The sequence below is a fragment of the Nonomuraea sp. NPDC050383 genome (genome assembly GCF_044459125.1).
Classification (GTDB): Bacteria; Actinomycetota; Actinomycetes; order Streptosporangiales; family Streptosporangiaceae; genus Nonomuraea.
The window spans coordinates 96276-120086 of sequence record NZ_JBITIP010000015.1 but is presented as its reverse complement, the minus strand read 5'-3'; the positions used below and the strand labels follow the sequence as shown (position 1 = coordinate 120086).

Here is a 23811-nt window from a genome sequence, read left to right as displayed (position 1 = left end):
GCGGTCAGCGGGTGAGGATTCGGATGTCGCCGGAGGTGCTCTTCGCGACGATGGTCCGGTCGCTCCGGACGTCCTTGACCTGCGACCGCTCGTCGCCGTACTGGCTCTGCGCCGTCACGGCGTACGCCCCCCGGGGCACCGTTGTCCTGACGTAGCCGTCACGCGACATGACGTCCACCTCCGTCGGCGGCGCGGCGAACGTCAGCCGGACGGCCCCTGAGCTCGTCCGCACCCGTACGCTCGCCGACTTCAGCCCCTCGCCCGCGACCACCCCGTCGGCGCCCAGCAGCCGCAGCCGTCCCGACGTGCGGTGCGCCGTGATCGGCCCGTGCGTCGACACGTCGACGTCCTGGGCGAGGTCGTCGAGGATCACGCCTTCGTCCGCCGCCTGCACCACGATCCGTACGCCGGGCGGCACCCGTACGTGGTAGCGGGCGCCGCAGTCACCGAACACCGTCGTGCAGTCGGCGCCCAGCCGCAGCACCCCGTCCTTGAGCGACCAGGACGCGTTGCCGTCGCCGGCGGCCTTGCCGCGCACCCACCGGTCCACGCGTACCCCGCCCGGGTCGCCGGGCAGGATGCGCAGGCCGCCCGTCGAGCTGCGGATGGTGAGCTGCCCGCCCGAGTGCGTGAACGCGCGGCTGCCGTGCACCTCCTTGGCGTCCAGCTCGATCCCGCAGCCGGCCGTCGCCACTGCGAGCACGGTCACCGCCACCGCCGCCATCGTCCCCGTGATGCGTCTCATGGGAAGATCGTCGTCCGGCGGCGCCGCACCGCCATCGGCCATCCGGCCGAGTCCTGCTCCGCCGTTCGGCCGCATTTCCCTCCGTGACCGGACAATGCCGCGCTCCTCACCGCCGAACGAGTCAGAAGGGCCTCACCGGCGTACGGGTCAGAAGAGCCTCACCGGCGTACGGGTCAGAAGGGCCTCACCGGCGAAACGGGTCAGAAGGGCCTTCCCGCCGGCCGGGTCAGAGGGCGGCGAGGAGCTTGCGAACGTGGGACAGCGGCTCGGCGCCCATCGGCCGTACCGCGACCGTCGTCGCCCCCGCCTCCCACAGCTCGCGCACCTGCGCGGCGGCCTCCTCCGGCGAGCCCACGGCCATGACGACCTCCTCGGGCGTCACGTCGAGGAACGCCGCCTGGCCCTCCGCCGCCGGCCGCATCACCTCACGGGCGTCGTCGCCGACGCACAGGAACGTGAACGCCACCAGCTCGTGCCCCTCCGGCGCGCCGATCTGCTCCAGGATGGCGGGCAACCGGTCGGGCCGCAGCCCCTCGGGGACGATCGTGCCCTGGGCCACGCGGCCCGACAGCGCGAGCGAGCGCGGGCTGACCACCCCGGCCAGCACCGGCGGCGGCTCGGCGGGCGGGTGGACGAGCGAGACGCCGTCCAGGTGCACCGCCCGGCCGTGCAGGGTCACGGTCTCACCGCGCAGCAGGGCCCGTACGGAGGTGATCGTCTCCTCCAGCAGCGCCAGCGGCGACGGTACGGCGGCGCCGACCTGGCGCATCCAGTCCTGTACCCCGTGCCCGATGCCGGCGGCGAGCCGGCCGGGGTGCAGGCGGGCCAGGTTGGCCAGCTCCATCGCCAGCAGCGCGGGGTTGCGCAGGGGAGCGGGGGTGATGCCGATGCCGACCCGCAGGCGTTCGGTCACGGCCAGCGCGGTCGCGGCCGCGGACACGGCGCCGGTCCACCCCAGGTCCTCCACGACCCACAGGTCGGCCACCTCCAGGCCGTCCAGCTCCCGCGCGAAGGGCACCAGCAACTCCGGCGCCAGGTCGCGGTCGAACATCACTCCGAGCCTCACAGCGGCCTCCTGTGTCGTCACCGTCGGGCGGCACGACCATCCCCGGCGGCGTGCCACGCCTCCCAGGAATGATCGCCTCCATGGGCCGCCTGCCGGTAGAGGGCAGCGGCCGATCGGCATCCGAGTATCCAGTACGTCGGCAGGCCGCGGTCGTCCGGCCTCAGGTCGCCGCCGGGAGTCAGGCCGCCGCCGACACCGCCGAGCACGCCTCCTCGACCGACGACGCCGTCTCGAAGTGACGGTCGAGGTTGGTGATGGTGAGGAGGTGGCTGATCATGCCGTCCGCCAGCACGAGGATGAGTCTGCCATGCACGTGGTGAACATGGTTGAACGCGCTCACCAGAACGCCGAGCCCTACCGAATCGCAGAACGGGACCGCTGTCAGGTCGATGACCACGTTGCTTGAGTCGGTCCTGGTGAGGATGTGGTCCAGCTCCGCCCGCAGACGCGGGGCTCCGGCCACGTCGAGATCACCGACAACGCGCACAACCGTGCAGAGGTCCTCCCGCCAGTATTTGACCACCATGACGGTCCAGTGCCCGAAGTTAGGATACTTATACCTATTTCTTGCATATGTTCTGAGTTGCCGTTTTCGCAGTCGGTGTAGCGGTTGACGTGGGCTTCACCCCTGGGGTAGCCGTCTGGGCCGGTTTCGAGATCTTCGGCTGGTCGCTGCCCACGATGACCTCGACACCCTTGACATCCGCCGCCTCGCGCAGCTCCGCCCCGGGGATCGCGGCGGCGACGGTGCGGGCGGAGTCCTCGCGGTCGGCGGCGTAGCGGATGACCGTCTTCTTGTAGTCCTTGCGCGGGGTGTTGCCCGGCTGGTCCGGCACGCGGAACCCGGCCGCCACCAGCGCCTCCTTCGTCCGGGCGCCCAGACCCGTGACGAGCGTGCCGTTCTTGACCGTGACCGCGATGCGCTCTGGCGGGATCGCCTCGCCGGCGGGCTTGGCGGTGGCGCTCGCCGAGGAGGAGGCGGAGGGCGAGGGGCTGGGCTTGACCAGGTCCTCGTCGGCGCCGATCCGCCGGAACAGCTCGCGCGCCGCCGTCTCGTCCCACAGCACCGCCGACTCGCCGGTCGGCGCCTTGAAGTCCACGTTCTTCAACGGCACGTCCGCGAACGCGACGTCGTCCAGCGAGACGTCGCGCATCTGCGTGGCCAGCCCCATCAGCCCGTCGTCGGGATCGACCTTGATCGTGCGCAGCGTGGAGTCGACGAACGCGGCCAGCTTGGCCGGGTTGGCCAGCGTGCCGGCGCTGAGGGCGCGGTTCAGCAGCGCGGAGATGACCTGCTGCTGCCGGTCGATGCGGTCGAGGTCGGAGCGGGCCGTGGCGCGGGTGCGGGCGTAGCCGAGCGCCTGAGCGCCGTGCAGCTCGTGGGTCCCCGCGGTGAGCGTGAGCCCCGCCTTGGGGTCGTTGATGGCGACCGGGGTGCACACCGTGACGCCGCCGAGCGCGTCCACGACGTCGATGAAGCCGAGGACGTTCACCTCGATGTAGCGGTTGATGGACAGCCCCGTGACCTGCTCCACGGTCTGCTTGGCGAGCTTCGGCCCGCCGAACTGGTACGCGGAGTTGATCTTGTGCTGGCCCTTGCCGGGGATGGTCGTCCAGGTGTCGCGGGGGAGGCTCACGACGGTCACCTTGCTGTGGTCCTCGGACAGGTGGATGACCATCATCGTGTCGGTCCGCTGCCCGACCTCACGGCCCAGCTTGAGCTGGTTCTGCTGCTTACGGGTGAGGTCGTCGCGCTTGTCGACGCCGACGAGCAGGACGTTCATCGCGCCCCGGGACACCGGCTCGGTCACGCCCGCGTCGACCGTGCCGATCTGCCTGGGGGTCGCCCACACCACGCCGGTGCCGACCAGCACCCCGGCCGACAACAGGCCGGACAGGATCAGGTTGCGCCGACGCGCCCGAGCGCCGCGTCCTTGCCTGCGCTTACGACCTGGCGCGAGCCTGACGCCGCCGTAGGCGTCTCCGCCCACATGCACCCCAGCGTCCTCCTCGCCCGGGTCGCGCATCCCGTCCCCCTCATGTGCCGCCGCGAGGATCGGGCCTTCGATTGCCCTCCTCCCCTGCCCGTACAGTAGCGTGAGCCCCGCCATGAAGCAGTTCCCCGACTCGCCGCACGCGCCAGCGGAGACCCGAAGCTGGCCGCCCATCTCCGTCGTCATGCCGGTCCTCAACGAGGAGCGGCATCTTCGCGAGGCCGTCCACCAGATCCTCGCCCAGAGCTATCCGGGCGAGATCGAGGTCATCCTCGCCGTGGGACCCTCACAAGACCGCACCCAGGAGGTCGCCGACGCCATCGCGGCGGCCGACCGGCGGGTCGTCGTGGTGCCCAACCCGACGGGCCGCACGCCCAACGCGCTCAACGCCGCCATCGCGGCCTCGCGCAACGGCATCGTCGCCCGGGTCGACGGGCACGCCATGCTGCCGTCCGACTACCTGCGGGTGGCGGTCGAGACGCTGGAGGAGACCGGCGCCGACAACGTGGGCGGCGTCATGGCGGCCGAGGGCGTGACCGCCTTCGAGCAGGCCGTCGCCTGCGCCATGACGTCCAAGATCGGCGTCGGCGCCGCGGCCTTCCACGTCGGCGGCACGGCCGGCCCGGCCGACACGGTCTACCTGGGCGTGTTCCGTCGCTCCGCGCTCGACCGTGTCGGCGGCTACGACGAGCACTTCCAGCGCGCCCAGGACTGGGAGATGAACCACCGCATCCGCCAGAGCGGCGGCCTGGTGTGGTTCCAGCCGCGCATGCGGGTGTCCTACCGGCCCCGGCCCAACGTCAAGGCGCTGGCCAAGCAGTACTTCCACTACGGCCGCTGGCGCCGCGTCGTCTCGCGCACCCACGAGGGCACGATCAACCTGCGCTACCTCGCGCCGCCCGCCGCCGTGCTGGCCATCGCGCTCGGGCTGGTCGTCTCGCCGTTCTTCCCGCTCGGGCTGGTGATCCCGGGCGGGTACGCGCTGGCCATCGTGGTCGGCTCGGTGCTGACGGGCAGCGGCCATCCGGCGGCGGTCAAGGCGAAACTGCCGCTGGTGTACGCCACCATGCACCTCTCGTGGGGCTGGGGCTTCCTGACCAGCCCGCGCAAGCTGGCCCGCCCGTCGCCCCAGCAGGGCCACCTGGCGCTGCACTGACGACCGCCACGGGCGCGCGCACCACGAGGTGACACGCGCCCGTACGGGGCCGTCCGCGCCCCCGTACGAGCCGGTCCGTGCCGTACGGGTGGCGGGCGCTCGCGGAGAGCGTCAGCCGTCGCCGAGTGCGAGGGCGTCAGCCGTAGCCGAGTGCGAGGGCGTCAGCCGTCGCCGAGTGACGGGTCCACGACCTGGCCCGTGAGGCCCGACGCCAGCACGGCCAGCGACGCCCGCGCCGCTTCGCCCGCCGTCCCGCCGGCGGTGACGCAGTTGACCCGCACGCCCTCGACGGCCCACTCGGCGGCCAGGGACCGGGCGAGCGCGGTCACCGCCGCCCCGGCCGGCGCCCGCAGCGCGTCCCCCGGGCCCGGCAAAGCCCCAGCCGCGTCCACCATGCCGGGGGCGTCCGGCGGCGCCGGGGCCCACAGGAGCAGCCCCCCGCCGCTCTCCCGCAGGCGCGGGTACGCCGCCCGCGCCACGTTGACCGGCCCCAGGTAGCCGGACACCGCCGCCTCCGCCACGCTCTCGTCCGTGGCGTCCACGAGGCTCCCCGCCCGTCCCGGGGACACGGCCAGGACCAGGTGGTCGATCCGCCCCACCCCGGCCAGGGCCTTGGCCACGGCGGCATGGTCGTCCAGCCGCAGCCCGTCCCGCTCGCGGGACAGGACCCGCACCACCGCGCCGTGCCCGGCGGCCAGCTCGGCCAGCTCCGCCGCCACCCGCGCGTCCGCGCCTTCAGGACCCGTTCCCCCCGGACCCGCCCCCGCGTCGAGCACCACCACGGTCCGCCCCGCCAGCGCCGCCCGCAGGCCCGCCTCCGGCACCACCGGCACCGGCGACGTCGCGAGGAGGCCGGCCGCGATCCGCGCGTCCACCGGATGAGTGATCTTCAGGTTGCGCTCGCTGCCCGGCACGATGTGGATGGGCACGTCCGGCAGGTACCGCAGCACCACCCCGCAGTCGTCCGTCGCCGGCCGGCTGCCAAAGTCCGGGTCCGCCAGCGCCCGCTCGTACGCCTCCCTGATGACCGACAGCCGGAAGCACTGCGGCGTCTGCGCGCGCCGCAGCCGCGACCGGTCCAGAACCTCCGCAATGGTCTCCCCGGCCGGGCCCGGGTCGACCGTGAAGATGGTGTCGGAGCTGGGGATCGCCACCTCGACGGCCCGGTGGGTCCGCAGGGCCCGCACACAGTCCGTGATGATCCGGGGCTCCAGCAAGGGCCGGACGGCGTCGTGCAGCAGCACGTCGCACTCCTCCGTGCCGATCGCCTGGAGCGCCCGCCAGGTGCTCTCCGTGCGGCTCGCCCCGCCCTCGACGACCTGGCTGACCTTACGGAACCCGGCGCGCCCGACCAGCTCCCTCGCCTCGTCCGCGAGGCCCGGCGTCATCAGCACCACGACCTCGTCGATGTCGGGGGAGCCGTCGAACAGGGCGATCGTGTGCTCCAGGATCGTCCGCCCGGCGATCGTGGCGAGCTGCTTGGGCCGCCCGAGCCCCATCCGCTGCCCCACTCCGCCCGCCAGAACGACCCCGACGGCGCGCAACCCAGAATCCATACCCGGAGCGTAACGGTCTGGGTCCGTGATATCCCGTCGCCCTGTCGCTACGCTGAGTCCACGCACTCCCTCACTACCGGGAGGACCTGCGCTTTGACCGACTCCTTGACCCGCGCGAGCTCGGCCGCCTCGGTGGTCCTGCTCGCCACGACTCCGGCATGCAGGCTCTCCTGCGCGGACGGCACACTGCTCGACCGGCTCGGCGACCAGCTCGCGACGCTCTCCGTCCGCGACGTACAGGTGCTGACGCCAGGCGGTGCGCTGCTCACGCACGGAGAGCAGCCCGACGCGGAGCATGCCGAAAACGCCGGAGGGCTCGGCGCCGACCTGCGGGCCGTGGCCAAGCTGGCCCGCGGCTCGACCGGCGCCGTCGTCGTGCTGCCCGCCGACCTCGTCGCCCACACCGACGCGCTGGGGCTGCTGCTCCAGCACCCCGCGCGCGGCTCCGCCGCGCTCGTCTCGTCCGACGCGGACGGCGGGCCGCGGCGCCCGCCCGTGCGGGTGGAGGGCGGCCGGGTGGTCGCCGCGGGCAGCTCCTTCCACACGGTTCCGCAGGCCAACGCCACCTTCCGCGGTGTGCTGCAGGCGGGCGAGGGCGACCTCGCCTCGCTCGCCGACGTCGCGGAGGAGCTGGCCGACCTCGCCGAGAGCGGGCGGCTCGGCCCGGTCAGCACCATCGAGGCCGTGGACCTGCTCCTGGTGGGCATGGTCAGGGCCGGCGCGCGGGTCCGCGCCGCCCGGCTCGGCCGGTTGCACGCCGACCGGGTGACCGGGCAGTCCACCTGCGACGGCGCGATGGCCCGCCTCGCGGAGGTGGACGAGGACCAGGTACGCCTCGACACCGCGATCAAGGACCGAGACGGCTTCTTCACCACGTTCTTCGTCTCCACCTGGTCACGCCATCTGGTGCGCCCGGCGGCCCGGCTCAAGCTCACGCCCAACACCGTCACGGGCTGCTCCGTCGCCCTGGCCGTCCTCGCGGCGGTCTGGTTCTCGGCCGGCACGCGCGGTGGGCAGGTGGCGGGGGCCGCGCTGGTCTACCTGTCGTTCGTGCTCGACTGCCTGGACGGCCAGCTCGCCCGCTACACCCGCGCGTTCACCCCGCTCGGGGCGTGGGCGGACGGGATGGCCGACCGGCTGAAGGAGTACGTCGTCTACGCCGGTCTGGCCCTCGGCTACGCCGACGGCCTGCCGTGGCAGAACGGCGGACCCGACGGCATCTGGTACCTCGCCATCGCCGCGATGATCCTCCAGGTCGTCCGGCACGCGATCGACTTCGCGTTCGGGGGATCGGTGGCGGACGCCAACCGCATCGGCGCGATGTGGGCCAAGCCGGTGCGCTCGCTGCTGGAGGAGACCGACGGGCGGGCCGGCGCTCCCGCGCCGGGAGTGCTGGGCCTCGCCCACCGGCTGGAGCGCGACTCGATCGTCCGCTGGGCGAAGAAGATGATCGTCCTGCCCATCGGCGAGCGGATGGCGCTGATCGCCGTGACCGCCGCGCTGTTCAACGCCCGCGTGACGTTCGCGGCGCTCATCACCTGGGGCAGCGTCGCGGCCCTCTACCAGCTCACCGGGCGGATCGCGAGGTCGACGCGATGATCACCGTGCACATGACACCGGTGCCGAGGAGCACGGTCGTCGCCTACCGCGACGACGGGTCGCTCTCGCGCGGCATGGGCGCGCTCGTGGCGGGCCAGCTCCCGCCGCTGCCGCCGGTCGTCGCGGGCGCGTTCGTCACCGGCGTGCTGCTGATGCTGGGCGTGGCCGGCAGCGACGGGCTGGCGCTCTTCGCGCCGGCCGTGACGCTGCTGCTGGCCGGGCCGGGCAGCTCCCACCCGCACGACGGGCGCTTCGACTGGCTCGTGCCGCCGATCCTGCGGGTGATCGAGTACTCCTTCGTCGCCGCCTGCGGGTTCGCCCACGGCGTCCATCCGGTGCTGATCGTGGTGCTGCTGGGCGCGCTCGCCTTCCACCACTACGACCTGGTGTACCGGCTGCGGCAGCGGGTCTACCCGCCGCCGTGGCTGTCCAAGTTCGGGCTCGGGTGGGAGGGGCGGATGCTGGTGATCGCGCTGGCGGGCGTCGCCGGCGTGATGACGTTCGGTTACGCGCTCCTCGCGCTCTACCTGTGGGGCCTGTTCGCGTGGGAGAGCCTCACCTGCTGGCTCGCCGCGCCCCGCTCCGAACCGGAGCCCGCGCCCGAGGTGGCCGACATGGGAACACAAGACTGACGCCGGATTACCCGCACAGGGCCCAAAGCCAACTAACCTTTGGGCCTACGGTGGTGCGCGTCCGGCGACCCACCACGTGACGGAGTCCGTGCGTACGGTGGGGCGCGTTCAGCGATCCGCCGCCGGGACGGGGTCCGTCCGTACGGAGTCATGCTCGACTGAGGAGTGCACGTTGCTGGGAATGGTGCTGGCCGCTGGAGCCGGAAGACGTCTGCGGCCGTACACCGACACGCTGCCCAAGGCTCTCGTGCCGGTCGACGGCGAGACGACGATCATGGACATCGCGCTGCGCAACCTCGCCGAGGTGGACCTGCGCGAGGTCGTGGTCGTCGTGGGATACGCCGCCCAGGCGGTGCACGAGCGCAAGGAGGAGCTGGAGCGGCGCCACGGCGTCAAGCTCACCCTCGTGCACAACGACAAGGCCGAGGAGTGGAACAACGCCTACTCCCTGTGGTGCGCCCGCGATTACTTCGCGCAGGGCGCGCTGCTCGTCAACGGCGACACCGTCCACCCCGTCTCGGTCGAGAAGACGCTCCTGTCGGCTCCCGAGACCAGCGACATCCTGCTCGCGGTCGACGACGTGAAGAAGCTGGCCGACGAGGAGATGAAGGTCACCCTCGACGGCGGCGCGGTCAAGCGGATCACCAAGCTCATGGACCCGGCCGAGGCGTACGGCGAGTACATCGGGGCGACGCTGATCCGGCCGGCCGCCGCCGAACGGCTCGCCGACGCGCTGCGCGCCACGTTCGAGCGCGACCCGCAGCTCTACTACGAGGACGGCTACCAGGAGATGATCGAGCGCGGCGAGGGCATCCACGTCGCGCCGATCGGCGAGGTCGACTGGGTCGAGGTGGACAACCACGACGACCTGGCCAAGGCCCGCACCATCGCCGTCCGCTACTGAGGGGGCCCGGATGCCGCTTCCAGCCGCTCCTGAGGGGGCCGCATGCCGCTGCTAGCGCGGATGCTGCCGGCGCCGCTGACCATGGAGGTCAGACGGGGCGCGGTGGCGCAGCTCGGCGCACTGCTCGCCGACAGCCGGGTGGCGACCTCCGGCCGTGTCGCGGTGGCGGTCGGGCCGGGCCAGGGCGACCACATCGAGGGCCTGATCGCGCCCACGCTCGACGAGGCCGAGGTGTTCCGGGTCGCCGACGGGTCGGTCGAGGCCGCCGTCTCGCTCGGCGCCGACCTGCGTAAGGGCGCCTACGAGGTGGTCGTGGGCGTCGGCGGCGGGCGCACGATCGACGCGACGAAGTACGCCGCCTCCCTGGCGGGCATCCCGATGGTCGCCGTGGCCACCAACCTGTCCCACGACGGCATCTGCTCCCCGACGGCCTCGCTGACGTACGAGGGCGGCAAGGGCTCCTTCGGCGTGCCGATGCCGCTGGCGATCCTGGTGGACCTCGACTTCGTGCACAACGCGCCGGAGTCGCTGGTCCGCTCGGGCGTGGGCGACGTGGTGAGCAACCTGTCGGCCATCGACGACTGGATCCTCAGCAACGTCGAGCGCGGCGAGCCGATCGACGGCCTGGCCTGCTCGATGGCGCGCACCTCCGCCGAGGCGCTGATCGGCCGCCCCGACTCGATCGAGTCCGACGCGTTCCTGACGGTCCTCGCCGAATCCCTGATCCTGTCGGGGATGTCGATGGTGATCGCCGGGTCCTCACGTCCTTCGAGCGGCGGCGACCATGAGATCCTTCATGCCGTGGACCAACTCTTCCCGGGCACCTCCAACCACGGCGAGCTCGCCGGCATCGGTGCCGCCTTCTGCTTCTTCCTCAGGGAGGACGACGCCCGGCTCGCGCAGGTGACGGGCTGCCTGCGCCGGCACCAGCTGCCCGTGTCGCCGGCCGAGATCGGGCTGAGCACGGAGCAGTTCGCCGAGGCCGTCGCGCTGGCCCCCGCCACGCGTCCCGGCCGCTACACGATCCTGGAGCACCTTCGCATGGGGGAGTCCGAGATCCGCGATCGGGTGGAGGACTATGTCCGGGCCTTCGGTAGCTGAGCTGCGGCGGGTGGCCCAGCCCGCGGGCCACCTGGAGCGCAGGAACGGCGAGCACTGGGCAGGCGTGCTCTACATGCGCCGGATGTCCATCTACGTCACCTGGCTGATGACCAAGACGCCCGTCACGCCCAACCAGCTCACCTGGGTGATGACGCTGGCGGGGGTCGCGGCCGGGGTCGTGCTGGCGCTGCCGGGGTTCTGGGCCGTCGTGGTCGCCGCCCTGCTCGTGCAGGTCTACCTGCTGCTCGACTGCTCCGACGGCGAGCTGGCCCGCTGGACCGGCAAGACCTCGCTGACCGGCGTCTACCTGGACCGCGTCGGCGCCTACTTCACCGAGGCCGCGGTGCTCGTCGGCCTCGGCTGGCGGGTCTCGGCCGTCCTGCCCGACTGGTACACCGTGCTGGGGGTCGCCGCCGCGCTCGGCGCGATCCTCATCAAGGCCGAGACCGACCTCGTGGACGTGGCGCGGGCCAAGGGCGGCCTGCCGGCCGCCACCGAGGCGTCCGGGGCGCAGTTCCGCTCCGGGGTGCTGGGGCTGGGCCGGCGGGTGCTGGGGGCCACGAAGTTCCACCGCATCGTGCAGCCGATCGAGCTTTCGCTGCTCGTCGTGGTGACCACGGTGATCGACATGGTGATCGGCGGCTTCACGGCCACCCGGGTGCTGCTCGTCGCCTGCTTCGTGGCGGCCTGCCTCCAGGTCGTGCTCCATCTGGTCAGCATCATGGCGTCGAGGCGGCTTGCTTGATCAGAAGCCCGGAACCGGTTGCCCGTCTCGGCCGTCGTATAGATCGGACCTCCGTCGTTCGGCGGGGGTTCACGATCGGTTCCGATACGCTTAGCTCCACCAACATCAGGACCATGCGACCAGCAGACTCGGTGATCATGAAAGAATGCTCCGCTCGTGCTCTCAACGCGTCAGGACGATGATTCGTTGAAGATCTCGTGCGTCATCCTCACCATGGGCAACCGGGTCGCGGAGCTGAACCGGGCGGTCGAGTCCGCGCTCAACCAGATCGACGGCGACGTCGAAGTGGTGATCGTCGGCAACGGCGCCGACGTGCCCGAGGTGTCGGCGACGCCACCCGAGGGCTCGGCCGCGATCGTCAAGACGATCCGGCTCGACCGCAACACCGGCATCCCGGCCGGCCGCAACCGCGGCGTCGAGGAGTGCTCCGGTGACGTCGTGCTGTTCCTCGACGACGACGGCTGGTACGCCAACCAGAAGGTCGTCTCGCACGTCCGCGACCGGTTCGCCACGGAGCCCGACCTCGCCGTCATCTCGTTCCGCGTGATGGACCCGGAGGGCGGCACCGGCCAGCGCCGCCACGTTCCCCGGCTGCGCGCGGGCGATCCCGAGCGGTCCTCGCCGGTCACCACGTTCCTCGGCGGCGCTTCGGCCATCAGGCGCTCGGCCTTCCTCCAGGTGGGCGGGCTGCCCGAGCGGTTCTTCTACGCCCACGAGGAGACCGACCTGGCCTGGCGGCTGCTCGGCGAGGGCTACCGGATCGAGTACGACGCCGAGACGGTCATGTACCACCCGCAGGTCCCGCCGACCCGGCACTCCGACTTCCACCGGCTCAACGCCCGCAACCGGGTCTGGCTGGCCCGCCGCAACCTGCCGTGGCCGCTGGCGGTCCTCTACCTGCTCGACTGGATCGTGCTGACCGTGATCCGCGAGCGCGGCTCCTCCGAGGCGCTGAAGGCGTGGTTCGCCGGCTTCCTCGAAGGGCTGCGCACGTCCGCCGGCGAGCGCCGTCCGATGGCGTGGCGGACCGCCTGGCGCATGGTGAAGCTCGGCCGCCCCCCGATCGTCTGACCAGCCCTCCGGCCCGTCCGGAGGCACGGTCCGTCTAGGGGTTGAGCGCCTCGCCGAAGGTCATCTCCACCCGCGCCACCGTGGTCGAGGTCAGGGCCCGCTTGGGCAGGCCCAGCTCGCTCAGCTCCTTGGCGATGGGGTGGTTGCCGAGCCGGATCAGCGCCCCGCCCGGCCGTACCCTGACCCCTCGCGGACGCACCGACCAGGGCACGCGCCGCGTCAGCCCGTCGCGGTGCGTGTAGGCGTCGAGCGGCGTCATGGGCCCCGAACCGGGCACGGGCAGGCCCGGGCGGAGCAGCAGGTCGAGCACCAGCCGGCCGTCCTTGCGCACGATGCAGCGCTTGTACGGCGACGACAGCCGCAGCTCGATGTCCGCCAGCTCCTTCGGGAACCCCCAGATCGACCGCCCGGCCTCCAGCGTGAATCGCTGGTCCACCGGCAGCCAGTGGATGAACACGCCCGCCTGCCTCAGGTCGGCCAGCCCGGCCGACCCTGCCACGCCCGGCGGCCTGACCATGAAGGCCATGCCGAACTCGTGGTACTGATCGAGGTCGCCGTCGCGGTAGTCGACGAACGTCAGCACGCAGACGGCCTTGCCCGGGAACACCTCGGCCACGTCCAGCCCGGAATAGGCGATCACCGCCCGGGCCGCGTCGGCCCGCACGGGGAACATCGCGCTGCAGACGGTCGCGTCTCTCACCTCGACAGGCATGCTGACCGTACGCCCTTGGATCACATGCGATGCCATGCGTCCAGTACATCAACCGGAAAGCGATGTGACCATTCCCGGGCGGCCCCCGTCTGTGCTGATGTGACCATTCTGACCACGCGGAGGCTGTCATCGAGGAGCTCTACCGCGAGCACTGGGCGCTCGTGTGCGGGTTCCTGCTGCGCCGCACCCGCGATCCCCATCTCGCCGAGGATCTCGCCCAGGAGACGTTCGTCAAGGCGACCCGAGCCCTGCTCGGCTGGCGCGGCGAGAACCCGGCCGCCTGGCTGCTCACGATCGCCCGCAACGTGCTCATCGACCACGTCCGGCGCTCCCGCCGGGAGCTCGCCTTACCCGACGCCGACGAGCTCGGCGCGCCGCCGTTGCACGTCGACGCCCTGGAGGTGCGCGACGCCCTCGACCGGCTGCCGGAGCGGCACCGCAGGCTGCTCACGCTGGTCTACCTCGAAGGCTTCTCGCTGGTGGAGGTGGCCGCGATGACCGGCACGAAGCACGCGACGATCAAGACCGCGGTGTGGCGCGCGCGGGCCGCGTTCGCCGAGACGTACGGAGCCGAGAAAAGCGGAGGAGTGCGATGAACGAGGACGAGCCGGTGCTGGAGCTGCCGGACTTCGACCCCAGGGCGACCCGCCGGTCGGTGCGCCGGGGGATCGTCAGGACGGCGACGGTGGTGCTGGCCGTGCTGGTGGCGGTCGTGCTCGTCGCGACGCTCGGGTCGGCGGCGGTGCAGCAGCGCGGCGACCGTGAGCGGCGCATGACGGACGTGCTGGCCACCGCTTTCAAGATCTACAACCCGGCGTACGCCATCGACGTCCAGGACTGCTGCCAGACCACGCCGCTGTCGATGTCGTTCACCGTCGGCGCCCGCCAGCGGCGCGCCGCCGGGGGCTTCGAGGGCGGCGCCACGGGCTTCTACACCATCACCCAGGACTTCTTCGGCCGGGTCGGCCGGCTGCCCCTCGGCAACTACGCCAACACGCGGCTCACCGCCTCTCTGGCCGACGTCGGCACGGACCTCCAGCGGAAGGAGGACGTGCGCCGGGTGCTGGCGAGGCTGCCCGAAGCGCTCAACGCGATGGCCGTCGTCGAGTTCGCCGAGCCGCTCACACCGGCCGAGTTCGCGAAGTTCGGCCAGGGGTGCGGCGGGCCGGCCGTCTACGAGCGGCGGCCCGGCTCGGTCCCGATCACCTGGGACAACACCACCTACGACCGGGCCTACCCGGACCTGGAACTGGGCCCTCCGTGCGGCAAGGAGCCCGAGCAGAACCTGGAGATCTTCCGCCGCTGGGTCGGCATGCTGCGCGACTACGACGAGGCCAATCTCCGCCGCTTCGACCTGTCGCTGGCCCGGCTGCGCAAGGCCGCGAAGGACGGTCTCGTGTACGCCTACGTGGATGACCTGGCCTCGGTCGGGGACCTGCGCAAGCTCCTCGACGACCCGAGGGTGCGCACCGTCCGGCTGGCCGATGTGGCCTTCGACCTCGACCGTCCGCGCTAGGCCGTTCGCGACAGGGGAGTCTTGACGGCGCGGTGCCGGACCGGGGCGGTGAGCCCGGCCCACCCCTCCATCCGGGCCACGAACGCCGGCGCCTGGTCCGGCCAGTGGTGCCGCAGCCGGGCCTCCGCGTGACCGCGCGCGCCGTGCGCGACCCGCCGTGCCGGGTCCTCCTTGAGGTCCAGCACGGCGTCCACGACCGCGTCCACGCTCAGCGGCACCACGATCCCGCAGCCGACTCCCTCCACCAGCGGTGCCGCCTGCGGCGTGGTGATCACGGGCAACCCGCGGCCCATGTAGTCGAGGACCTTGGTGGGGACCCCCGTGACCGTCTCGGCGGCCAGGGAGAGGCCGGCGAGGGCGCCCTCGGCCATCCGCAGGGCGTGCCGGTTCGGGACGTGGCCGTACCAGTCGAGCAGCCCGACCCGCTGGGCGTCGCGCAGCAGCGGGCGGACGCCCGGCTCGGCGGCGCCGATCAGCTCCATCCGGATGCCGTGCGGCGCCAGCCGCTCGGCCAACCGGATGAGCTCCGCCAGGCCGCGCTCGGCCGACAGCCGGCCGAGGTGGACCACCCGGGTGTCGCCGGGAGCGGGCGGGGTCGGGGACACCACGGTCGCCTCCGGCACCACGGAGGAGGAGCAGACGTGGTACCGCCGCTCCGCCCGTGCCAGCCGCCGGGGGGCGACGGGCTCACGCACGTCCCACACGACCGGTGGGCGGCGGTGCGGCAGCAGGCGCAGCAGCGCGTGGTCGTGGACCAGCAGCAGGTCCGCGCCGCGCAGGCCGCGCCTGAGCGCGGCGGCGGCCCGGCCGAAGTGCCCGCCGTACGGCACGTCGACGGGGTCGAGGCCCATCGGCGGCGTGACGTTGAAATAGGTGAACGGCGCGACGTAGGTCACCTTGTGGCCCGCGTCGAGCAGCGCCCTGATCTGCCGGTGCATGATCCGGGCGTCCTCGGGATGGTGGACGGTGGTGGCTACGCATACCCGCATGCGTAGATGCTCGGTGCTGACCAGGTCGATGACGTTAATGCGGGTCGAACTACCGCTTAACTTCCAGATGGGCGCCGATACAACCAGGTCAGGCGCGGCTCCAGCACCCACTTGAACACCGTGCGGGTCTCCGGCAGGCACAGCACGATGGCCAGCGCGAAGCAGCTCGAACTGATCGCCAGCACGCCGAGCGGGCCGTGCAGCCAGGGCAGCTCCAGCCAGCCCATCTCCTTGGCGATGAGCACCGGGATGCCGTGCAGCAGGTAGCAGTACAGGGTGCGGGTGCCCAGGTCGGAGTACCACGTCTCGCGCCGGGGCACGAGCGCGAGCACCGCGAGGCAGACGGCGAGCGAGCAGACGAGCAGACCCGTGCGCACGCCGAGGCCCATCCACCAGGACAGGTCCATGTCCGCGTAGCTGTGCTTGAAGTAGAACGGCTTGAGCGTCGCCTTGGGTGCGATGTAGATGGCGACCGCGGCGGCGGCGGCCAGCACGCCCACGGAGACGATCTTGATCCAGCGCCGGTTGAGCAGCTCGAAGTGCTCGGGCTGCATGACCAGGCCGATGACGAAGAACGGCATGAGGCCGAAGAAGCGGTCCATGCTGAAGTCGCCGGAGATCTGCGAGAACCCGGCGAACAGGTAGATGGCGATGGCCACCGGCACCGGGTACTTCATCCGCTTCCACACCGGAGTGGACAGCCGCCAGAACAGCAGCGCCAGGAGGTACCAGTTGAGCCAGGCCGGGTCGATGATCGTCAGCGACCACTTCTGGCCCAGCGCGGACCGCAGCACCGCGTAGCCGACCTCCACGATGACGTACGGCACGACGAACGTGTCGACGAGCTTGTTCGTCTTCGCGTTGGAGTTCCAGAAGTTGCGGGACAGGTAGCCGCTGATGACCACGAACAGCGGCATGTGGAAGACGTAGATGAAGATGTACGCGGCGCGTGAGGAGTCGGCGTCGAGCGTCGGCACCAGCGAGTGGCCGATGGGCACGAGGGCGATCAGGAGGAACTTGACGTTGTCGAGGTAAGGGTCGCGCTTGCGGCGGGGCGGCTCGGGCTGCTGCTCCGGCGCGGCCTGCGCCTGGGGAGCCTCGGCCACCGCCGTCACCGGCGCCGCCTTGTCACCCGGAGCCGCCTTCGGGGCGCTGGGAGGAGCGCTCGGGGTCCTGGGGGCCGTCCTCGGGGCGTCCGTGGCGGGCGGCGCGGCGCCGAGGGCCGGCGGGCCGGGGCGGACACCGTGGGGGTCGGTCCGCTCGCTCCAGAACGTCTCCTCCGGCAGCGGCCAGCCGGCTCCCGTGCTCGCGGGGCCGGCGGCCTCGCCGGGGCCCCCGGGAGCCGGGGGAGTGGTGACCGGGGCGGACGGCTTGGTCTCAGACACTACGGAGTCGCTCAGCTTCGCTCGGGGCCGGGGGAACGCGACGGCCGCCACGCCTTACAGACGCCCTGACGGCGGAGGACGAGCGGTGTCGCCGACCCGCACCACGATATCCCGGCCAGGACGGTCCTGTCTCTCGAGACGCATCCGAAACCCCGCTTACACAGGGAACTCGGAGGTCACGTGCAGACGTTCTTCTGGTCCGCGGCGACGATGGTGCTGTTCTTGACGCTGTCGGGAAGCTTCTCGACCTTGACCGTCTGGAAGTCCTCGCCGACGATCAGCTGGATCACCGGCGTGCCCGCGGCCTTGGCGCCGCCCGAGGGCAGCGCGACCGGCGAGGTGTAGACGTCCGTGGTCGTGGGCCTGATCTTGCCGGCCGTGGGGGCGGGCTTGGGGACGACCATCCCGGCCAGCACGCCGGCGTAGTCGCCGCCGTCGGCGGCCTTCTTGGCGTAGCGGACCTCGGTCTTGGCCAGGGACTTGCCGTCGGGGGCCTGGTAGTTGCCCAGGCCGACGACCTTGAAGCCCTGCTTGCTGAGCTGGTCGGCGACGGTGCGGGCCCGGCCTGACGTGGTGGTGCCGTTGAGCACCTGGACCTGCACCTGCTCGGGCTTGAGCGCGACCTTGGGCGCGGTGCCGGTGCTGGTCGACGGCTCCGGCTTGGCCACCTCGATGTCGCTCTTGATGGCGTTGAACAGCTCGGTGGAGTCGGGCTCCTTCCACACGACCCGGTTCTTGTCCTCGGGGTCGGGAACCCACGGGATCGTGGTGAACTTGACGCCGTTCGCGGTGAGCTTCTCGGCGCTCCGGGCGATCTCCAGGAGCTTCCCGGTGTCGGCGGCCAGCGCGGGGTCCATGGTCACGGACTGGGCGGCGGCCTTGATGAAGCCGGTCAGCTTGGCGGGGTTGGTGAGCAGCTCGCCGCTGGTCGCCTTCGCCACGACCTTGCTGAGGAAGATCTGCTGGCGCTTGATGCGCTGGATGTCGCTGCCGTCGCCGTAGTGGCGCAGCCGCACGTAGCCGAGGGCCTGCTCGCCGTTCAGCAGGCTCTTGCCCGGGGGCAGCTTGAGCTTGGAGAACTTGTCGTCGACGCCGGACTTGAGGCAGATCTGGATGCCGCCGAGGGCGTTGACGATGTTCTTGAACCCGCTGAAGTCGACCTCGACGAAGTGGTCGATGCGGATGCCCGTGAGGGTCTCCAGCGTGGACATCGTGCAGGAGATGCCGCCGGAGCTGTAGGCGGCGTTGATCTGGCCGCGGTAGCCCGGCATCGGCTGCTTGGTGGTCTCGTTCTGGCAGGTGGGGATCTGCACCATCGAGTCACGGGGGAAGCTGATGAGCTGGGCCTTGTCGCGGTTGGGCGACAGGTGCAACAGGATGATCGTGTCGGTGCGCTTGCCGCCCGCGTCGGCGGTGCGGGCCAGTTTCTGGCCGTACTTCGCGTTGCCCTCGCCCGCGCGGGTGTCGGAGCCGACCAGGAGCACGTTGAGCGCGCCGGTGCTGGGCGGCCGCGGGGTGAGGATCTTGACGGGCTTCTGGTGGATGTTGCCGAAGGCGTCGCGGTAGACCGTGTAGCCGGTCAGCGCGCCCGCGACCATCACCGTCGTGGCGCCGATGCTGATCCAGGCCAGAACGCGCATCTTGTTGACGCCGCCGCCGCCCTTGCCCGGAGCGGCCCGGCGGCCGCCGCGCGGGGGCTCGTCACCCGGCGGAGGGGGAGGCGGGGGGGCCGCCGCCGCTCGGCGGGACATCCGGTGGCCGGGTTCTGCCGGGGCGACCCTGCGGTCCTGCACGGACACGCTCCTGTAGTCACTCATACGCCCCCTCGCCTGGTCTGCGCGCGCCTCACGCGTCGGCATGGTCGTTCTGCGCCACGAGACTAGGTCACGTACGGCGTACCCGTAGCCATGACCGGCGGAATTCGCCGTGACCCGGGCGTGATGTTATCGGCCAAGAGCATACTCAGAGCTAGACAATTCGTGGAATATCATCTTCAAACTCTTAGGGTTTGGCCAGCTCAGCTCGGGTAGAGACAGCGGCCGCCAGACAGGCCAGCGGCACGGCGGGCAGCACGTACCGGTAGTCGAACTCGGCCACGGCGGGCGGCACGACCAGCAGCACCACGGCCGCCGACCAGGGCAGCACCCAGAGCGGCAACCGCCTCGGCCGTCCCGCCACCGGGCTCCCGGTCGCGCTCCTCCGGCGTCTCGCCGCCCGCACGGCGCCGAGGGCGGGCGGCGCCAGCAGGATCACCAGCAGCACGGCGCCGGGCAGGCGGACCGTCCCCTGGTAGGCGCGCATCCACCCGGCGTACGGCTCGACCACTTCCGTGCCGATCGGTCCCTGCTCGTACCTCTTGCCCATGTCCACACCGAGCTGCGCCGCCCAGCGCCCCGGCGGAGGAGGGGAGGCCGACGGCAGCTCGTAGTAGCCGTAGACCTCCTGGTCGGGGTAGACCGGCCGGCCCCACACGAACGTGCGGCCCAGCTCCGACAGCACCGAGCCGGCGTAGTCGAGCGGCTGCGAGCGGATCGCCAGCGTCGCGAAGCGCGCGGCCAGGTCGTCGTTGGCCTTGGTGAAGGTGATGCCGGGCAGCTCGACCAGCGGGGAGTCGGCGGCCCAGAGGTACTCCTGCGAGGGGGGCCGGCGCTCCGGCGGGCGCGGGTCGCACAGCACCCGCAGGTCGGCGGGCGGATCCATCCTGGCGCAGTCGGCGAACGACATCGTCCGCGCGTACAGGAACGCGCCGTTGGCGCCGACCAGGCCCGTGCGCTGGTACGTGCCGTAGAACCAGGCGCCGTACGCGGCGAGCGGGATCAACGCGGCGGCGAGCACCACCGCGGCCCGCCGCAGTCGCCCGGCCAGCACGAACCACACCGCGAGGACCAGGATGAGCGGCTGGCCCACGGTCCTGGTCAGCGTCGCCGCGGCCAGCAGCAGCCCGATCGCCACGGCCCGCCGCCTTCCTCCCATGGCCAGCGCCACCGCCGCGACCAGAAGGAACATGAACAGCGTGTCGGAGACCAGCAGGTGCTCCAGCTCGACCTGGTAGGCGTCGAGCAGCACCGGCGCGGCCGCCAGGGCGGCCCCCCACCGGGGCACCGCCCGGCGCGCGACCGCGTACACGAGCACGCCCGTCGCCAGCCCGAGCAGGTGCTGCGCCGCCGCCACCACCGCGAAGGAGTGGAACGGCTCCAGCAGCTTGAGGAACGCCGAGTAGCCCGCGGGGCGCACCAGGTCGGGGCGGGGGCGGAAGACGGTGACGATGTAGGTGTAGGAGTCGGGGAACCACAGGACCGGCCGGTAGCCCAGCATGGTCAGCACCCGCAGCCCCGCACCGAGGGCCAGCACCCCGAGGAACCACCCGTGCCGCCGCACCGCCGCCAGGATCGTCCTGGGGGTACGACGGGCCGCCGGGGCCGTGCGCCCGGCTGGGCGGGAGAGCCGGTGGGACGCTGGACGATGACGCACGTCGCGTACGCTACCCGGCCCGGTCGTACCCGCAGGTCGGATACCCTCGCGATCACGATGGGATCCGGCGGGCCCGACCAGGTGCGAAGGCCGTCGGCGGGCAGGGTGCTCGCCGTGGCCTCGGTGCTGCCCGCCCTCGTCGTGGCGGGCTGGCTGCTGGCCGGTCTCCCGCTGCTGCTCGCCGGTGTGTACCGGCCGCTGCCCGCGCTGGCGCTCGGCCTGCCCGTGATCGCGCTGCTGTGCCTGGCCGCCCTCCGCGTGTCGGCGGGCGACCCCGAAAAGCCCGAGGCCGAGGGGCTGAGGGCGGGACGGTGGCAGGTGGCCGGGGTCGCCGGGGTGGCCCTCGCCTCCGGCGTGTTCAACGCCGTCCTGCACTCCGAGCAGCTCGTGGTCCGGCGCGACCCCGCCACCTACGCCCAGTACGCCGTCTGGCTGGCCGGCCACGGCTCGCTCCCGATCCCCTCGCAGGTGGCGGCGTTCGGCGGGCCGGACCCGTCCCTGGTCTTCAAGAGCGTGGGCTTCTACGAGGTCGGCGGCGCGGTCGTGCCGCAGTTCATGCCCGGCCCGCCGCTGCTGTTCGCCGCCGGTCAGTGGGCGGGCGGGCTGCTGGTGACCCCTGCCGTGCTGGGGGCGCTCGCGGTGCTCACGGTGGCGGGGGTGGCCGCGCGGCTGGTGGGGGCGCGGTGGGCGGCCCCGGCCGCGCTGGCGTTCGCGGTGTGCCAGCCGGTGCTCTACACCTCGCGCACCACGCTGAGCGAGATCCCGTCGCTGATCCTGCTGCTCGGCGGCCTGGCCCTGCTGCACGACACGCTGTCGCGGGCCGTGGCCGCGCCGGGCGCGCCGGGCCGGAGGTGGGCGGAGGCGGCGGTGGCCGGGCTGGTGTTCGGGCTGGCCGTGCTGGTGCGGGTGGACGGGCTGCGTGACGTGCTGCCGGTGCTCGCGTTCGCCGGGCTGCTGGTGGCGATGCGCCGCTCCGGCCGGCCGGAGGGCGTGGCGGGGCCGCCGCTCCTGGCCGGTGTCGCCGTGGGCGCCGGGCTGGGGCTGTACGCGGCGTACGAGCTGGCCCGGCCGTACCTGGCGTACCTGTCGCGGTCCGTCCAGCCGTTGCTGCTCATCTGCGCGGCCGTGCTGGCGCTGACCGTGCTGGGCACGGCGGTGGCGCCGTGGGTGGCGCGCCTGCCGCGCCCGCGACGCCTGGCGCGGTGGCTGCCGACGGCGGGCGCCGCGCTGACCGTCCTCGTCATGGCGGGGCTGGCGGCACGGCCGTTGTTCCAGACGGTGCGGCGCGTGCCCCTGACACCGGAGGACCGGCTCACCGCGCGGTTCATCGAGGAGACGCAGCGCGCCAACGGCCTGCCGCTGGACGGCGAGCACCTCTACTTCGAGCAGTCGCTGCACTGGGTCGTGTGGTACGTGGGCGTGCCGGCCGTGCTGCTGGCGACGCTGGCCGCCGCCGTCCTGGTGCGCCGGCTGCTGCGCGACGGCAGGCCGTTCCCCTGGCTGCTGCCGCTGGCGGTGATCGGCTGGACCACGGTCACCACGCTGCTGCGTCCCGAGATCACCCCCGACCACCCGTGGGCGTCGCGCCGCCTCGTGCCCGTCGTGATCCCCGGGATGGTCCTGCTCGCGGTCTGGGGCGTCCGGTGGGTGCGCGACAGGCCCGTGTGGCGCCGGTACGGCGCCCGCGGCCCTCGATGGGTGAGCGCCGCGGGCGTGGCGCTGCTGCTGGTGCCGCCGGTCGTGACGTCCATCGGCACGGCGTTCAGCCCGGTGGAGCGGGGCGAGCGGGCGGCCGTGGCCGCCATGTGCGCGCGGTTCCCGGCGAACGCGTCGGTGCTGATCGTCGAGCGCGTCACCGGCGACCGGCTCACGCAGGCGGTGCGGGGCTCCTGCGGCGTGCCGGTCGCGGAGGCCCGCCGGACGGACGGGGACGTCGCGCCCGCGGACGAGGTGCGGCGGCTCACGGCGAGAATCCGGGCGGCCGGGCGCGTGCCGGTCGTGCTGGCCGCCGACGCGGCCCAGGTCGCGCCGTACGGCACGCCGAGGCAGGTCATGGGCCTGGAGACACGCCAGGACGAGCGCTCGCTGACCGGCCCGCCCGACGCCACGTGGACGCTGCGGATCACGGCGTGGATGGCCGCCGGCTGACCTCCGCAGGACGGCCGCGGGCGCGTGGAGCAGCGGCGGGGCGAGCCGATGTGGACCCGGGCCGTCGCGGGGCAGAGTACCCTCGACGCACGTGAGCACGCCTGAGATCGCCCAGAGTGGAACCACCGTGGATGAAGCGCCCTACGTCACGATCGTCCTGCCCTGCTACAACGAGCAGGACCACGTCATCGACGAGGTCGAGCGCATCACGCGGGCGATGGACACGAGCGGCTACACCTACGAGCTGGTGGCGGTCGACGACTGCTCCACCGACGGCACGCTGGCCCGGCTGGAGGAGGCGGCGCCCCGCTTCCCGCACCTGAGGATCCGCGCCTTCCACCGCAACGGCGGCTCGGGCACCGTGCGCCGCATCGGCACCCAGGAGGCGCGCGGCGAGATCGTCGTCTGGACCGACGCGGACATGACCTACCCCAACGAGCGCATCCCCGAGCTGGTGCAGCTCCTGGAGAAGGACGCCACGATCGACCAGGTCGTCGGCGCCCGCACCACCGAGGAGGGCTCCCACAAGGTGCTGCGCGTGCCGGCCAAGTGGGTGATCCGCAAGGTGGCCGAGATGCTCGCGAGCCAGAAGATCCCGGACCTGAACTCGGGGCTGCGGGCCTTCCGCAAGTCGGTGGCCAGGCCCTACCTGCGGCTGCTGCCCCCCGGCTTCTCCTGCGTCACGACGATCACGCTGTCGTTCCTGATGAACCAGCACGACGTCCACTACCTGCCGATCGAGTACGCCAAGCGGGCCGGCACGTCGAAGTTCAGCTTCGTCTCCGACGCCTACCGCTACATCCTGCAGGTGCTGCGGATGATCATGTACTTCAACCCGCTCAAGGTGCTCATGCCGCCGGCGCTCTGGCTGGTGGCGATCGGCCTGGTCAAGGGCGTGTGGGACATGATCCAGCACCCCTTCTACTTCCCGGCCAACACCGTGATGATCTTCCTGTCGGGCCTGCTGATCGGCTCGGTCGCGCTGCTGGCCGACCTGATCGTGCGGTCGCGGGGCGAGTAG

General features: G+C 72.3%; 21 protein-coding genes. 11 read left to right on the top strand and 10 right to left on the bottom strand.

Going from position 1 to position 23811, the window contains the following annotated elements; all coding sequences use genetic code 11:
• Positions 1 to 4 precede the first annotated feature (4 nt).
• The 4 genes from ACIBG4_RS31485 to ACIBG4_RS31470 all read right to left on the bottom strand — a co-directional run bounded on the left by ACIBG4_RS31485 (position 5) and on the right by ACIBG4_RS31470 (position 3808).
• Positions 5 to 745 carry a DUF4097 family beta strand repeat-containing protein gene (locus ACIBG4_RS31485; RefSeq protein ID WP_397204882.1) on the bottom strand — a complete coding sequence of 247 codons (741 nt, stop codon included), beginning with the start codon at positions 743 to 745 and terminating at the stop codon, positions 5 to 7.
• A gap of 226 nt (positions 746 to 971) precedes the next feature.
• Positions 972 to 1811, bottom strand: a complete 840-nt coding sequence (locus tag ACIBG4_RS31480; RefSeq protein WP_397204881.1) for an LLM class flavin-dependent oxidoreductase — start codon at positions 1809 to 1811, stop codon at positions 972 to 974.
• Between the two features lie 178 nt (positions 1812 to 1989).
• The gene (locus tag ACIBG4_RS31475) at positions 1990 to 2337 is read right to left on the bottom strand and encodes an STAS domain-containing protein (protein WP_310708213.1); all 348 of its coding nucleotides are present in this window, start codon (positions 2335 to 2337) and stop codon (positions 1990 to 1992) included.
• A 34-nt stretch (positions 2338 to 2371) separates the two neighbouring features.
• A complete protein-coding gene (locus ACIBG4_RS31470) occupies positions 2372 to 3808 on the bottom strand; it encodes an LCP family protein (protein ID WP_397204880.1) in 1437 nt (478 codons plus the stop codon).
• Positions 3809 to 3920: 112 nt separating this feature from the next.
• Between ACIBG4_RS31470 and ACIBG4_RS31465 the strand changes: the two genes are divergently transcribed.
• Positions 3921 to 4961, top strand: a complete 1041-nt coding sequence (locus ACIBG4_RS31465) for a glycosyltransferase family 2 protein (RefSeq protein ID WP_397204879.1) — start codon at positions 3921 to 3923, stop codon at positions 4959 to 4961.
• A gap of 161 nt (positions 4962 to 5122) precedes the next feature.
• Here ACIBG4_RS31465 and ACIBG4_RS31460 read toward each other — a convergent pair whose 3' ends face one another.
• Positions 5123 to 6517 carry an SDR family oxidoreductase gene (locus tag ACIBG4_RS31460; RefSeq protein ID WP_397204878.1) on the bottom strand — a complete coding sequence of 465 codons (1395 nt, stop codon included), beginning with the start codon at positions 6515 to 6517 and terminating at the stop codon, positions 5123 to 5125.
• Between the two features lie 93 nt (positions 6518 to 6610).
• Between ACIBG4_RS31460 and ACIBG4_RS31455 the strand changes: the two genes are divergently transcribed.
• From ACIBG4_RS31455 to ACIBG4_RS31430, 6 genes are all read left to right on the top strand, one after another.
• Positions 6611 to 8116, top strand: coding sequence for a CDP-alcohol phosphatidyltransferase family protein (locus tag ACIBG4_RS31455; RefSeq protein ID WP_397204877.1), 1506 nt, complete (start codon positions 6611 to 6613; stop codon positions 8114 to 8116).
• Positions 8113 to 8748 carry a DUF5941 domain-containing protein gene (locus ACIBG4_RS31450; protein ID WP_397204876.1) on the top strand — a complete coding sequence of 212 codons (636 nt, stop codon included), beginning with the start codon at positions 8113 to 8115 and terminating at the stop codon, positions 8746 to 8748. The genes ACIBG4_RS31455 and ACIBG4_RS31450 overlap by 4 nt, the downstream gene beginning before the upstream one ends.
• Positions 8749 to 8920: 172 nt before the next feature.
• Entirely contained in the window at positions 8921 to 9652 is a 732-nt protein-coding gene (locus tag ACIBG4_RS31445) for a sugar phosphate nucleotidyltransferase (RefSeq protein ID WP_397204875.1), read from the top strand.
• A 60-nt stretch (positions 9653 to 9712) separates the two neighbouring features.
• Positions 9713 to 10753, top strand: a complete 1041-nt coding sequence (locus ACIBG4_RS31440) for an iron-containing alcohol dehydrogenase family protein (protein ID WP_355440095.1) — start codon at positions 9713 to 9715, stop codon at positions 10751 to 10753.
• Positions 10731 to 11498: a CDP-alcohol phosphatidyltransferase family protein gene (locus tag ACIBG4_RS31435; RefSeq protein WP_397204874.1), complete on the top strand. Its 768-nt coding sequence runs from the start codon at positions 10731 to 10733 to the stop codon at positions 11496 to 11498. Before ACIBG4_RS31440 ends, ACIBG4_RS31435 begins: the two co-directional genes overlap by 23 nt.
• 186 nt (positions 11499 to 11684) lie before the next feature.
• Complete coding sequence (locus ACIBG4_RS31430) at positions 11685 to 12569, top strand: glycosyltransferase family 2 protein (protein ID WP_397204873.1); 885 nt, start codon at positions 11685 to 11687, stop codon at positions 12567 to 12569.
• Between the two features lie 34 nt (positions 12570 to 12603).
• Here the strand turns inward: ACIBG4_RS31430 and ACIBG4_RS31425 are convergent, their stop codons facing one another.
• Complete coding sequence (locus tag ACIBG4_RS31425; protein WP_397204872.1) at positions 12604 to 13269, bottom strand: acetoacetate decarboxylase family protein; 666 nt, start codon at positions 13267 to 13269, stop codon at positions 12604 to 12606.
• 140 nt (positions 13270 to 13409) lie between these two features.
• On the opposite strand from ACIBG4_RS31425, the gene ACIBG4_RS31420 reads away from it, so the two are divergent.
• Positions 13410 to 13877, top strand: a complete 468-nt coding sequence (locus ACIBG4_RS31420; RefSeq protein WP_397204943.1) for an RNA polymerase sigma factor — start codon at positions 13410 to 13412, stop codon at positions 13875 to 13877.
• Positions 13874 to 14797 carry a hypothetical protein gene (locus tag ACIBG4_RS31415; protein WP_397204871.1) on the top strand — a complete coding sequence of 308 codons (924 nt, stop codon included), beginning with the start codon at positions 13874 to 13876 and terminating at the stop codon, positions 14795 to 14797. The genes ACIBG4_RS31420 and ACIBG4_RS31415 overlap by 4 nt, the downstream gene beginning before the upstream one ends.
• Here ACIBG4_RS31415 and ACIBG4_RS31410 read toward each other — a convergent pair.
• From ACIBG4_RS31410 to ACIBG4_RS31395, 4 genes are all read right to left on the bottom strand, one after another.
• Entirely contained in the window at positions 14794 to 15786 is a 993-nt protein-coding gene (locus tag ACIBG4_RS31410) for a glycosyltransferase (RefSeq protein WP_397204870.1), read from the bottom strand. The genes ACIBG4_RS31415 and ACIBG4_RS31410 overlap by 4 nt on opposite strands.
• A gap of 56 nt (positions 15787 to 15842) precedes the next feature.
• Positions 15843 to 17171, bottom strand: a complete 1329-nt coding sequence (locus ACIBG4_RS31405; RefSeq protein ID WP_397204869.1) for an acyltransferase family protein — start codon at positions 17169 to 17171, stop codon at positions 15843 to 15845.
• Between the two features lie 176 nt (positions 17172 to 17347).
• A complete protein-coding gene (locus ACIBG4_RS31400; RefSeq protein ID WP_397204868.1) occupies positions 17348 to 18988 on the bottom strand; it encodes an LCP family protein in 1641 nt (546 codons plus the stop codon).
• A gap of 184 nt (positions 18989 to 19172) precedes the next feature.
• Positions 19173 to 20642, bottom strand: a complete 1470-nt coding sequence (locus ACIBG4_RS31395; protein ID WP_397204867.1) for a hypothetical protein — start codon at positions 20640 to 20642, stop codon at positions 19173 to 19175.
• A 57-nt stretch (positions 20643 to 20699) separates the two neighbouring features.
• On the opposite strand from ACIBG4_RS31395, the gene ACIBG4_RS31390 reads away from it, so the two are divergent.
• Positions 20700 to 22790, top strand: coding sequence for a hypothetical protein (locus ACIBG4_RS31390; protein ID WP_397204866.1), 2091 nt, complete (start codon positions 20700 to 20702; stop codon positions 22788 to 22790).
• Positions 22791 to 22917: 127 nt separating this feature from the next.
• On the top strand, positions 22918 to 23811 hold the full coding sequence (locus ACIBG4_RS31385) for a glycosyltransferase family 2 protein (protein WP_397204865.1): 894 nt from the start codon (positions 22918 to 22920) through the stop codon (positions 23809 to 23811).

Excerpts from the sequence above, each read along its gene's own strand:
- ACIBG4_RS31415 (WP_397204871.1), top strand. The coding sequence starts at position 13,874 with ATGAACGAGGACGAGCCGGTGCTGGAGCTGCCGGACTTCGACCCCAGG.
- ACIBG4_RS31460 (WP_397204878.1), bottom strand. The coding sequence starts at position 6,517 with ATGGATTCTGGGTTGCGCGCCGTCGGGGTCGTTCTGGCGGGCGGAGTG.
- ACIBG4_RS31435 (WP_397204874.1), top strand. The coding sequence starts at position 10,731 with ATGTCCGGGCCTTCGGTAGCTGAGCTGCGGCGGGTGGCCCAGCCCGCG.
- ACIBG4_RS31475 (WP_310708213.1), bottom strand. The coding sequence starts at position 2,337 with ATGGTGGTCAAATACTGGCGGGAGGACCTCTGCACGGTTGTGCGCGTT.
- ACIBG4_RS31485 (WP_397204882.1), bottom strand. The coding sequence starts at position 745 with ATGAGACGCATCACGGGGACGATGGCGGCGGTGGCGGTGACCGTGCTC.
- ACIBG4_RS31465 (WP_397204879.1), top strand. The coding sequence starts at position 3,921 with ATGAAGCAGTTCCCCGACTCGCCGCACGCGCCAGCGGAGACCCGAAGC.
- ACIBG4_RS31410 (WP_397204870.1), bottom strand. The coding sequence starts at position 15,786 with ATGCGGGTATGCGTAGCCACCACCGTCCACCATCCCGAGGACGCCCGG.
- ACIBG4_RS31450 (WP_397204876.1), top strand. The coding sequence starts at position 8,113 with ATGATCACCGTGCACATGACACCGGTGCCGAGGAGCACGGTCGTCGCC.
- ACIBG4_RS31390 (WP_397204866.1), top strand. The coding sequence starts at position 20,700 with ATGGGATCCGGCGGGCCCGACCAGGTGCGAAGGCCGTCGGCGGGCAGG.
- ACIBG4_RS31400 (WP_397204868.1), bottom strand. The coding sequence starts at position 18,988 with ATGAGTGACTACAGGAGCGTGTCCGTGCAGGACCGCAGGGTCGCCCCG.
- ACIBG4_RS31440 (WP_355440095.1), top strand. The coding sequence starts at position 9,713 with ATGCTGCCGGCGCCGCTGACCATGGAGGTCAGACGGGGCGCGGTGGCG.